The sequence below is a fragment of the Rhodococcus sp. (in: high G+C Gram-positive bacteria) genome, assembly GCF_049591685.1.
In the GTDB taxonomy this organism is placed as follows: domain Bacteria; phylum Actinomycetota; class Actinomycetes; order Mycobacteriales; family Mycobacteriaceae; genus Rhodococcoides.
The window spans coordinates 1-11,501 of the sequence record NZ_JBAWFH010000225.1; the positions used below are offsets into that span (position 1 = coordinate 1).

The following is an 11,501-nucleotide window of genomic DNA, read 5'->3' on the forward strand; positions in this document are numbered from 1 at the left end:
GTGCACACCGCACCAGAGGCAGGCCAGCGCCATTGCGGCGGCAACCATGCTCCCCGGGCCACTCGAGCCGGTCATCGCGAACAGATGAAGGACCGCCGACAGCGATGCCAGCAGCAGCGCTACTACAGCGGTGATCGACATCCCGGGTAACCAACGACCAGTGCCGGGGTGCCGGATATCCACAGCCGCAACCGATCTCGTCGACGCGCTCATTCTCTGTGACTTCCCATCTCGTCGTACAACTGCGGCGACCGCGACTTCAACACAACCGACGCCGTTACACCGAGAACGGCGACGACCACCAGCAGGCTGGGCAGCAACCACACCAGAACACCACCGGAGCTGATGAGAAGACCGAAGTTCGACACCGCGTAGGCGAGAATTGCGAGTAGGGCGACACCGGCGACGATCGGGGCAATGACGGTGCGCACGACGCCACGTTCGAGGTCCTGGTTACGGCGGAAGAACACGACGATGGCGAAGGACGACAGCGCCATCAGCGCGATGACCCCGAGCGTGCCGAGGTTGGTGAGCCAAGTGAACAGGGCGAGGACGGGATCCTGCGCTGTGGCGGCGAACACGGCGACAACCAGCACTGCCAGGGCAGACTGCGAGACCGAGCCGATGTGGGGGCTACGGTGACGAACGTGGGTGTGGCCAACCCGCGCAGGCAACAGCCCTTCCCTACCGAGCGCGTAACCGTACCGAGCGACCGCGTTGTGAAATGCCAGCACTGCGGCGAACACACTGGTGATGAACAGGATTCGCATGATGGTGGTAAACCATTCACCGACGTAGAAATTCGAAAGTTCGAAGATGAAGGTGGTGGGGTCGGCGAGCTGCGCGACGAACGCGGGGATGTTCTGCACCCCTGCGCCGTTGATCATCAAGAACGTGACGACGGTGTATACGACGCCGATGAGGACGACGGACAGGAAGGTTGCGCGTGGGACCGTACGCTTGGGGTCGCGGGCCTCCTCGCTGTAGATGGAGGTGGCTTCGAATCCCACAAACGAGGCGAAGCAGAAAAGCAGTGCGATCGGCAGGGAGCCGCCCATGAGAGCGCTCGGGGTCAGCGGGGTGATACTCATCGTTGCGGTGCCGAAATCGCCACCTTTCACCGCGATGACGGCGGCGAGAATGATGACGACCGCAAACTCGGCGGCCACGAGCACTGACAAAACCTTCACCGACAGGTCGATCTGCCGGTAGCCGAGCACCGCCACGATCGCAATCCCAATGAGAACGTACACCCACCAGTCGATCGACACACCGAACTCGTCGACCACGAATCCGCTGATCGCCGCTCCGAACAGTCCCCACAGCCCGATCTGCATCGCGTTGTAGCTCAACAGCGCGAGATACGCTGCTGCGCCGCCGAATTGCTGCCGAAGCCCGCGGGTGATGTAGGAATAGAACGCGCCGGTACTCGTGTGATGACGGGCCATAGTGGTGTAGCCGACGGCGAACACGAGCAGCGTGATCACGGCGACGAGGTAGGCACCCGGTACTCCAGGTCCGTTCCCCAGCAGCATCGCCACCGGCGCACCGCCTGCCATAGCCGTCAGCGGCGCAGCAGCCGAGATGACGAAGAACGTCACACCGAGTACCCCGAGGGAACCTCGGCGCAGGCGATGGTCGTGGACGGGTTCGATGTTCGTCGGGTGTTCTGTGGTCATGGAGACTCCAGGTGGAAGAGGGTCGGGATGCGGGCGCCGACAGCCGAGGCGTCGGCTCAGTGGCAGCGCTTGGCTGCGCCGGGTACGTCGAGAGTGGGATTGCGGTCGAAGAATCCGACCGGCTTGAGTTTGAAGCCGCTGTAGTCGACGGGCATTATCGGCCAATCTTCGGGCCGCGGGTAGTGCGTGAGCCCGAAGGTGTGCCACACCACGATGTCGTCGTCGACGATGCTGCGATTGCCGGCGACGTATTCGGGCAAGCCGGAACCGCCCGGGTGTTGATTGACGAAATCACCTGACGCATAAAGCTCGTCGGGCGCGAACTTGGTCACCCACAGGTGCTTGGTGGCGAAGGCTGCCCGCGCCGCAACCGAGGACGCGTCGTCGGCCAGTAGAAGCGGATTGCCCTCGGGGAAGAGGGCATACGCAACAGGATGACCCAACCTGTTGGTGACACCCGGGTTGGTGACGTGCCAGACCCTCCCCGCCCGGTTGTCCGCCAGTCGCTGGCCTTCCTCCTCATCGCGTAGCAGGGTCTTGCCGAGTGTGAACGCGTTTCCGTGCGGGTTTCCCTCACCCATCGGCACCCGAACGCTCTCGATCTCCTCGACGCTGTTTCGAGCGCCGTCGACCATCATGTCGAGCCGCGCACTGAACAGATGCTGGTGGTACGGCGCACCCAGCCCGGGGGCGATCTCCGAGGCATACGGGTAGTCATTGCCCGGGTAGGCGGAAGTGAAGACGACGCCTGTCGCTTTGACTTCGAATTCGATGGTGCCGTCAAGGTAGAGGTACCAGAAGAAGCCGTAGTCGTAGTTGCCGATCGTGGTGAAGAACGAAATCACCAGACGGCGTTGGCGACGCGTCTCGCTCGAACCCGCCCACTGATCGCTGTGCTTCCACAGTATGCCGAAGTCTTCTTCGTGCATACAGATTGCGTTGCGCAGCGTACGAGGAGCACCGAGTTCGTCGGCGACGACGGCGTCGAAGTAGGTGATGTCGCCGACGCAATCGCATCCGAGTTCGAGTGCGTTCGCGTACCGCCCGACGAGGTATTCTCCGGTGTCGAAGTAGTTTTGCCACGAACGCACCGGTGACGGGTCACCGTAGGGTACAACCATCTCGGCGATCGAAGCGCGGTGGATGATGGGCCGGACGCGACCGGAGTCCTCGAACCCGATCTGGTGCAGGACGAGCCCCTCTCGTGCGTCGAAGCCCACGCGCAGCGACCATTTCTCCCACTCGACATGGTTGCCGTCGACTGTGAAACTCGGGCCGTCGGGTTGAGTGATCTCGATAGGTTTCTGGGTGGTGCGGGCAGGGCCCGTGACGGCAGGGTCGTCGAAGTTCCCCGATTCCTGCGGGATGGGGACGGCACCGAAATCGTGTACCTCGAGCACCTGGCGGCCCGCCACGTCGACAAATCCGACGAGACCGTCGATGGGATGTGCCCACGGATGATCTTTCGGATGCTCCTGTAGGAACGCCAGTCCTCGTAGGATGCGCTTTCCCGTTTCCCCCGGATAGTCGAAGACGCCCGCGGACAGCGGCGCGACACGCACCTGCGCGAGGTCGACCCTGCGCTCGGCCAATGCAGCGAGCCAACGCTCATCCGTCGCCAGTAGCTGTTCCACCAGCTCGAACTCTTCGTCGAGGACCGGCAGTTGACCTGCGGTGGCCGCATCGAGTACTCGATTCGAGAGCACGGTGCGGTCGGTGACCGAGACGACGGCATCGATCGATTCTGGTGTCGCCGGGTCCAGCAGCATGGCCCTGAAGCGGCGATCCACGCTCTTCGTGGACTGTCCGTACAGCACCGTCTTGTCGGGCTCGAGCAAGCCCACGTAGACGAAGCGGGTTCTGTCCGACACGAGGCCGGCGTCGGCAAGGATCTTTCGGACGGAGGACAGTTCCTCCGCAGTTGCCAATGACAGTGCGTGCTGGACCGCATCTGGACTGATCGCCATCGGTCTCTCCGTTCAAAGTGTTGTGACGCAACGGTAGCGGGTTTTTCTACGTTCGTAGGGAATAATGCCCACAATTTGTTACGACCGAATTTTCTGTCTGTTAACTAGTCCACCAGCCCTGGGGCGGGTGGGACGAGAATGAACGCTCACACCAGAATGGGACCCGAAAGGAGGGACGAATTCACGTGCCCAAACAAGTCGACCACGACCTCCGACGACGCGAGATCGTCGATGTCGTCTGGCGGTTACTGGCCACCCGAGGGATCTCGGCGCTGAGTATGCGCGCTATCGCAGACGAGGCGGGTTATGCGAACGGCGTCCTGGCGTACTATTTCGCGGGCAAGGAGGAGGTTCTCCGGTACGCCTACGAGCACGTCCACCGAGCAACGAACGATCGCGTCGCCGATCGGATCGGCGATGCCCGCGGGCTCGCCGGCTTGCGCGTTCTGTGCCGCGAAATCATGCCGCTGACCGAGGAGAGTCTCCTAGAAGCGCGTATTGCGACCTCGCTGTGGCAGCGGGCGATGTACGACCCCGAGATCGGCCGGATCAATACCGATGCGTGGGCCGAATGGCGAGGACGTATCTGGGGTCTGCTGACCCAGGCGGCCGAGGACGAGGAGATCGTCGACGCCGACATCGCTGTGACCGCCGACCGGCTGTTGTCGATGCTGATGGGAATGCAGGTGATGGGAGTGCTGACACCGGAATCGATGGGCGCTGTGCACCAGCAGAAGCTGCTCGACCAGACACTCGACGACCTACGAGCACCACCCCCCGCACCCGTGTGAACGCACGCCGGTACCGATCGATCGCCCCCGATCGATCGGTACCGACCATCGTGTGTGGTGGGTTCGGTCGTAGTCGTCGACATCAGGATCCGGTCGAGATCACGCGAACGGTGACGGTGTCAGCGTGTACTTGGTCTGCAGGTACTCGTGGATGCCTTCGGAACCGCCCTCGCGTCCCAGGCCCGACATCTTCCACCCGCCGAACGGCGCTGCTGCATTGGAGACGACTCCGACGTTGAGGCCCATCATGCCCGTCTGCAGCCGCTCGATCATGCGCTGACCGCGACCGAAGTCGTCGGTGTAGACGTAGGACACCAGCCCGTACTCGGTGTCGTTCGCCAACGTCACTGCTTCGTCGTCGGTGTCGAAGGTGGCGATAGCGAGGACCGGTCCGAAAATCTCTTCGCGAAGGATGTCGCTGCCGGGAGCGACGTCGGTGAGGACCGTGGGGGCGTAGAAGGTGCCGGCCCGCTCGATCGCTGCGCCTCCGGTGGTGACCGTGGCACCGCGCTTGACTGCGTCGGTGACCAGCTCGTCGGCTTTGGCTACGGCTTTGGCGTCGATCAGTGGGCCGATGGTCACACCGTCCTCGGTCCCACGTCCAATTCGTAATGCATCGACCCGTTCGGTGACTCGGCGCGCGAACTCCGTCGCCACGGAACTGTGGACGATGAAGCGATTGGCCGCCGTGCACGCCTGTCCGATGTTGCGGAACTTCGCAGCGATGGCGCCGTCCACGGCCTTGTCGAGATTCGCGTCGCCGAAAACGACGAACGGGGCGTTGCCACCGAGTTCCATCGAGGTACGCAACACCCCCGTTGCAGCCTGCCGTAACAAGGCTTGCCCGACCGGCGTGGACCCGGTGAACGAGAGCTTGCGCAGCCGCGGATCGGCGATGATCGGCGCCGACACCGCGGACGACGACGAGGTGGTGACGACGTTGACCACGCCGTCGGGAAGACCGGCGTCCTGCAGGACCTTCACCAGCAGCAACGTCGTCAAGGGGGTGAGCGCGGCCGGTTTGACCACCACAGTGCAGCCCGCGGCCAGAGCGGGTGCGATCTTGCGGGTGGCCATCGCCAACGGAAAGTTCCAAGGCGTGATCAAGAAGCACGGCCCGACCGGATGCTGGGTGACGAACACCCGTCCGGTGTTCTCTGGGTTGGGTCCGTAACGGCCCTGAACCCGCGTTGCTTCCTCGCCGAACCAGCGCAGAAATTCGCCCCCGTACGCGACCTCTCCCCTGGCCTCGGCTAGCGGCTTGCCCATCTCCAGGGTCATGAGCAGCGCAAAGTCCTCTGTGCGAGCTTGGAGCATGTCGAAGGCTCGGCGCAGTATCTCGGCACGCTCACGTGCGGGTGTCGAGGCCCACGAATCCTGAGCGGCCACGGCCGCGTCGAGCGCGGCCAGGCCGTCTTCCGGTGCACCGTCGGCGATCTCGCGGATCACCTCTCCCGTTGCCGGGTCCTGGACGGACAAAGTCGCCTTCGACGAAGATGGTCGCCACGCTCCGCCGATGAACAACTCGTTCGGGACGGAGGCGAGCAGGTCTGTTTCGCGATCGGTCATACCAGTTCCTTTGCGGGAGAGATGGTGGTAGCGGGCAACATGTTCCCGGCGAAGAACGACGCCAGTTCGGAGACAGCAGCAAGAGGAAGCACCTGCGCGACGTACTGGTCGGGGCGCACGACCACGATGGCTCCACTCCGGTCGATGCCGCGCTCGTCGAAGATGTCGATGTCCGGGTCGGTGGCATAGACCTTCTCGTAATCCACAAGCCCGAACGGGCCACCGGTCGGCAGGAAGATCGGGCGGACGGCGCTCAGGTCGACCGAGGTGTGGGCCTGCTGGTAGATGACCTTGACGTCGAAGGCGGCGTCGATGTCTGCGCCGTCGGGGGTGTAGCGAAGAACCGGCGAGTCGGGTGCATGCGCCAACCAGTCCGACAGCTCGTCCAACGCTGGGCTGGTCGAGTGCAACCCAGCCGCCGCAGTATCGGCGAAGACATAGATCCGCCAGCGGCCGTCGGCGCGGTGGTGGTGCCCGAGGTGCATCGGGTTGGCGTCGCAGACCCGCACGACGGGAACAGATTTGAACCGCTTGCCGACCGCGAAGCCGGTGGCCAGTTCTTGGTGGGCGGTATCCCCGACGATGATCGACTGTTCGTACTCGGTCATGAATCCCGCTGGGAATTCGGCAGTCTTCACGTAGAACTCTTCGAGCTCCGAGGGATTGTCGAAGTCCTCGGGCCGTTTGGCCATCATCGTCGACCACTGCTTGTCGAAATCGATCAAATTCTGGGCAATGACCTGGCGTTCGGCGGTGTAGGTCGCGAGCAGGGATTCGGGGGCACGACCTTCGAGAACGTGGCCCAGTTTCCAGCCCAGGTTGAACCCGTCTTGCATGGACACGTTCATACCCTGGCCTGCCTTGGCGCTGTGGGTGTGGCACGCGTCGCCGGTGATGAAAACGTGCGGGGTGCGGGTGCCGATCTCGTCGGCCGGCACGTCGTCGAATCGGTCGGTGACACGATGTCCGACCTCGTAGACACTGTGCCAGGCAACGTCTTTCACATCCAGGGTGTAGGGATGCAGGATTTCGTTGGCTTGGGCGATGATCTGTTCGATGCTGGTCGTGCGGACGTTGCCGTTGTCGTTTTCTGCGACTTCGCCGAGGTCGACGTACATGCGGAACAGATGACCACCTTCGCGCGGGATGTGGAGGATGGATCCGCCGGAGCCGGATTGAATGGCGCATTTGGTGCGGATGTCCGGGAAGTCGGTGACAGCGAGGACGTCCATCACGCCCCAGGCGTGGAAAGCTTTGTCTCCGACCGGCGTGCAGCCGATGGTGTCGCGGACGGCGCTGCGGGCACCATCGGATCCGACGACGTATTTCGCGCGAACCGTGCGCTCGAGGCCTGCGTTCTCGCCGCCGGTGTGCCGGAGGGTGACCGTGACGGGGTACTCACCCTCGCCCACCTCGAGTGTGACGAATTCGTAACCGAAGTCCGGCTTCATCCGCGTGGGCGCGTTGGCCATGAACTCGGCAAAGTAGTCCAGTACGCGTGCCTGATTGACGATCAGGTGCGGAAACTCGCTGATTCCGACGGCGTCGTCGGGTGTGCGCGCTGTGCGCACGATCTGGGAGGGATCGTTCGGGTCGGGCTTCCAGAAGGCCATCTCGGTGATGCGGTACGCCTCGGCCGTGATGCGGTCGGCGAAGCCGAACGCTTGGAAGGTCTCGACACTGCGTGCCTGGATGCCGTCGGCCTGACCGATGGCAAGTCTGCCCGTACGCTTTTCGACAATGCGTGTGGTGACGCCCGAAAATTGCGAGAGCTGAGCGGCGGTGATCATTCCCGCCGGGCCGGTACCCACAATGAGGACATCGACGTGATCGGGCAGTTCTTCGGGTCGGTCTACGCCGGTTCCTGCGACATGCTGAATGCGGGGGTCGCCGGAGACGTAGCCGTGATGGTGAAATTGCATGGTCAGACCTGTGCCAATCCTCTGATAGGGCTTGTTGCTTGCTCTTGTTCGTGGTCGGGTCCGAGCGGGATTCCACTGCGGTCACGCAACAGCAGCGTGGCCGTCAGGGAGAACAGGACCACCACCACGAGGTACACGGTGACCGCGGTGGTCGAGCCGGTGGCGCGGACGAGTGCTGCGGCGATCATCGGTGCGAATGCGCCGCCGACAATCGCGCCGATTGCGTAGGAGATGGACACCCCCGAGAACCGGACGGAGGCAGGAAAGAGTTCGGCGTAGAGCGCCGCCTGTGGACCGTAAGTGAAGCCGAGACCGACGGTCAGCAGGACCAACCCAGCAAGCAACACCCAGACATTGCCTACCTCGACCAGAGTGAACAGTGGAAGGAGGGCGGCGAGGAGCAACACCCAGCCGACGAGGTACGTCGTTCGGCGTCCGACTCGATCGCTCACCCACGCCCCGATCCAGGTGAAGATCATCCAGCTCAGAGCAGACCCGGCAACCGCCCACAAGACGGGGCCCCGGTCGAGGCCGACAGGCCCATCGGGGTTGGTGGCGTAATTCTGGATATAGCCGCCGGTGGTCATGTAGCCCACGGCGCTGTTGCCGGCGAAGATGAGGGCTGCGACTACGACGATTTTCCAGTGGCTACGGAAAAGTTCGATGATCGGTGTCTTCGTCTGCTCTTTGCGTTCGGCGATTTCGAGGAAGACCGGGCTTTCCTCGACGCGGCGGCGGATGTAGTGGCCGATGAGAATGAGTGCGATCGAGAGCAGGAACGGTACGCGCCAACCCCATTGCTCGAACGCCTCGCCGGGGGCGACGATCGTCATCAGCGCCATCACGCCGGATGCCAGCAGCAGCCCGAGCGGCACCCCGACCTGCGGTGAGGCTCCGAAAATGCCGCGTTTGTGGTCCGGGGCGTGCTCGACTGCCATCAGTACCGCCCCTCCCCACTCCCCACCTGCGGAAATGCCCTGCAGAATGCGTAGGAAAATCAGCAGAATCGGGGCTGCGACGCCGATGCTGGCATAGGTCGGAAGTAGACCGACCAGGGTGGTGGCCACGCCCATCAAAACCAAGGTCACCATGAGCACGATGCGGCGGCCGTACTTGTCGCCGTAATGGCCGGCGAGGAAGGCGCCGAGCGGCCGAAACAGAAAACTCAGACCGACCGTCAGGAACGAGAGAATGGTGGCCATCCCCCCGCCGGCCGGTTTGAAGAACAGCTCTCCGAACACCAGACCGGCCGCGGCAGCGTAGACGAAGAAGTCGTACCACTCGACGGTGGTACCGACCACGGTCGCGAAGACAACGCGTCGACGTTCGCGATCGGTGACGTGGTGGCCGGGGTCTGCCGGCCCCCGGGTCGATGCGCTCATAGTTGCTCCTAGGTTGATCCGTTTGTTCGTGCTGTGACGCACGGCCGGGAGTCATTGCGATCTGCGTCACTCATCGTATACGATCTGAGATACGATGCAAGGGTCGCTATCAAGGAGGAACATGAAGAGCGAACGCCACGCTGCTGCCGACACAGAAGCAGCCGCCCCATTGGCCAGGCCCGGCAAAATCGTTGCGGTACATCTGAGTTACGCCTCGCGCGCCGATCAGCGTGGCCGGCGACCGGCCCACCCGTCGTACTTCCTCAAGCCGTCGAGCTCCGTCGCCTCTACCGGCGACACCATCGAACGGCCCGCGGGTACCGAGCTTCTGGCCTTCGAAGGCGAGATCGCACTGATCATCGGTACACCCGCACGGCGAGTATCGGTCGATGACGCCTGGAGCCATGTCAGCGGCGTCACCGCAGCCAACGACTTCGGTCTCTACGACCTGCGCGCGAACGACAAGGGATCCAACGTTCGCTCCAAAGGCGGCGACGGCTACACCCCGCTCGGACCCCAGATCATCGAGGCCCGCTCGGTCGACCCGGCGGCGCTGCGGGTCCGCACCTGGGTCAACGGCAGCCTTGTGCAGGACGACACAACAGCGGGCCTGATCTTCCCGCTCCCCCAGCTCATCGCCGATCTGTCTCAACACTTCACTCTCGAAACCGGTGATGTCGTGCTGACTGGAACCCCGGCCGGATCGTCGGTGGTGGTGCCGGGCGACGTCGTCGAAATCGAGGTCGATGCACCGGGTAGTACCGCGACCTCCGGGCGCTTGGTCACCACGGTGGCGGAGGGCACGGCACAGTTCGACAGCTCGGTCGGCTCGCTACCGTCGGTCGACGATGCACAGCGCGTCGACGCCTGGGGTTCGCCCGAGGCAGCAGGCATCGCTCCCACTCGCGCAGGGCTGAGCCCCGAACTTCGCGAGAAGCTCACACGGGTACCTACAGCCGGCTTGTCCGCCCAGCTGCGCAAACGCGGCCTCAACAACGTCTCGATCGACGGCGTCCATGCGCTAACGCCCGGCAGCAAGATCGTCGGTACCGCTCGGACCCTGCGTTTCGTGCCCAACCGAGAAGACCTGTTCGTCTCGCACGGCGGCGGTTACAACGCCCAGAAGAGGGCGTTCGACGCGGTGAACGAAGGGGAGATCGTCGTCATCGAGGCCCGCGGCGAACTCGGCTCCGGCACCCTCGGCGACATCCTCGCCCTTCGCGCCCGCTCTCGTGGGGCGGTCGGCGTCGTCACCGACGGCGGAGTCCGCGACCGTGATGCGGTTGCCGACATCGGCCTGCCGGTCTTCGCCGCGACCGCCCACCCCGCGGTGCTGGGTCGCCGCCATGTCCCGTGGGACCACGACCTGACCATCGGCTGCGGCGGAGCCACAGTGCAGCCGGGCGACGTCATCGTCGGCGACAGCGACGGTGTCATCGTAATTCCGCCCGCTCTCGCAGAGGAAGTCGTCGACGACGCTCTCTCGCAGGAGGAGCAAGATGCGTGGGTGGCCGACCAGGTTGCTGCCGGACACGCTCTCGATGGTCTGTTCCCTCCCAATGCAGAGTGGAAGCGCAAGTACGAGGTTTGGCGCACCGGCGAAGGAGCCACCCCATGACCCAGAGCAAGTCCCAGATCGCCTACAGCGACATCAAGGACCGCATTGCACGCCAGGAATACACCCCTGGCTATCGCCTGGTGCTCGGTGCGATCGCCAGGGACCTGAACATGAGTGTCGTACCGGTGCGAGAAGCGATCCGGCAGCTCGAGGCCGAAGGTCTGGTGACGTTCGAGCGCAATGTCGGTGCGCACGTGTCGATGGTCGATGATTCCCAATACCGCTACAGCATGGAGGCTTTGGGCATTCTCGAAGGTGCGGCGACAGCATTGGCTGCGCGCCGACTCTCCGAGGACGACATCCGCCGGGCCCGGTCGGTGAACGAACGAATGATCGAGTCCCTCGGGCACTTCGACCCGCGCCTGTTCACCTCGCTGAACCGTGAATTTCACGAAATTTTGTTCGCCAAGTGCCCGAACTCCCGCATGATCACCCTCGTCGAAGCCGAATGGGGACGGCTCGGCCGTCTGCGTGCCTCGACCTTCACGTTCGTACCCGGACGCGCCCACGAATCGGTGCAGGAACACGAGAACATCGTGCGCCTCATCGAAATCGGCGCGTCTTTGGAAGAAA

Annotated in this window: 8 protein-coding genes; 3 read left to right on the forward strand and 5 right to left on the reverse strand. The window is 63.6% G+C overall.

The features are described 5' to 3' along the window. Positions 1 to 209: 209 nt before the first annotated feature. Both WBQ44_RS09455 and WBQ44_RS09460 read right to left on the reverse strand, forming a co-directional pair. Entirely contained in the window at positions 210 to 1,679 is a 1,470-nt protein-coding gene (locus WBQ44_RS09455; protein WP_495566446.1) for an APC family permease, read from the reverse strand. Between the two features lie 56 nt (positions 1,680 to 1,735). Continuing rightward, positions 1,736 to 3,646: a primary-amine oxidase gene (locus tag WBQ44_RS09460; RefSeq protein ID WP_495566447.1), complete on the reverse strand. Its 1,911-nt coding sequence runs from the start codon at positions 3,644 to 3,646 to the stop codon at positions 1,736 to 1,738. A gap of 185 nt (positions 3,647 to 3,831) precedes the next feature. Between WBQ44_RS09460 and WBQ44_RS09465 the strand changes: the two genes are divergently transcribed. Continuing rightward, positions 3,832 to 4,437 carry a TetR/AcrR family transcriptional regulator gene (locus WBQ44_RS09465; protein WP_495566448.1) on the forward strand — a complete coding sequence of 202 codons (606 nt, stop codon included), beginning with the start codon at positions 3,832 to 3,834 and terminating at the stop codon, positions 4,435 to 4,437. A gap of 99 nt (positions 4,438 to 4,536) precedes the next feature. Here WBQ44_RS09465 and WBQ44_RS09470 read toward each other — a convergent pair whose 3' ends face one another. The 3 genes from WBQ44_RS09470 to WBQ44_RS09480 are packed head-to-tail and all read right to left on the reverse strand — an operon-like array spanning position 4,537 to position 9,310. Further along, complete coding sequence (locus WBQ44_RS09470; RefSeq protein WP_495566449.1) at positions 4,537 to 6,006, reverse strand: NAD-dependent succinate-semialdehyde dehydrogenase; 1,470 nt, start codon at positions 6,004 to 6,006, stop codon at positions 4,537 to 4,539. Further along, positions 6,003 to 7,928, reverse strand: coding sequence for an FAD-binding monooxygenase (locus WBQ44_RS09475; protein ID WP_495566450.1), 1,926 nt, complete (start codon positions 7,926 to 7,928; stop codon positions 6,003 to 6,005). Before WBQ44_RS09475 ends, WBQ44_RS09470 begins: the two co-directional genes overlap by 4 nt. Before the next feature lie 2 nt (positions 7,929 to 7,930). Next, positions 7,931 to 9,310: an MFS transporter gene (locus WBQ44_RS09480; protein WP_495566451.1), complete on the reverse strand. Its 1,380-nt coding sequence runs from the start codon at positions 9,308 to 9,310 to the stop codon at positions 7,931 to 7,933. Between the two features lie 121 nt (positions 9,311 to 9,431). Here WBQ44_RS09480 and WBQ44_RS09485 point away from each other — a divergent pair, with 121 nt between their 5' ends. Together WBQ44_RS09485 and WBQ44_RS09490 are read left to right on the forward strand one after the other, a co-directional pair. Continuing rightward, positions 9,432 to 10,928, forward strand: a complete 1,497-nt coding sequence (locus tag WBQ44_RS09485; RefSeq protein ID WP_495566452.1) for a fumarylacetoacetate hydrolase family protein — start codon at positions 9,432 to 9,434, stop codon at positions 10,926 to 10,928. Beyond that, the coding region (locus WBQ44_RS09490; protein ID WP_495566453.1) for a GntR family transcriptional regulator at positions 10,925 to 11,501 on the forward strand (577 nt) is incomplete at its 3' end. The genes WBQ44_RS09485 and WBQ44_RS09490, both read left to right, overlap by 4 nt.

Bases quoted from the DNA above. Each gene is read 5' to 3' on its own strand.
- WBQ44_RS09470 (WP_495566449.1), bottom strand. From the start codon at position 6,006: ATGACCGATCGCGAAACAGACCTGCTCGCCTCCGTCCCGAACGAGTTG.
- WBQ44_RS09455 (WP_495566446.1), bottom strand. From the start codon at position 1,679: ATGACCACAGAACACCCGACGAACATCGAACCCGTCCACGACCATCGC.
- WBQ44_RS09460 (WP_495566447.1), bottom strand. From the start codon at position 3,646: ATGGCGATCAGTCCAGATGCGGTCCAGCACGCACTGTCATTGGCAACT.
- WBQ44_RS09480 (WP_495566451.1), bottom strand. From the start codon at position 9,310: ATGAGCGCATCGACCCGGGGGCCGGCAGACCCCGGCCACCACGTCACC.
- WBQ44_RS09485 (WP_495566452.1), top strand. From the start codon at position 9,432: ATGAAGAGCGAACGCCACGCTGCTGCCGACACAGAAGCAGCCGCCCCA.
- WBQ44_RS09475 (WP_495566450.1), bottom strand. From the start codon at position 7,928: ATGCAATTTCACCATCACGGCTACGTCTCCGGCGACCCCCGCATTCAG.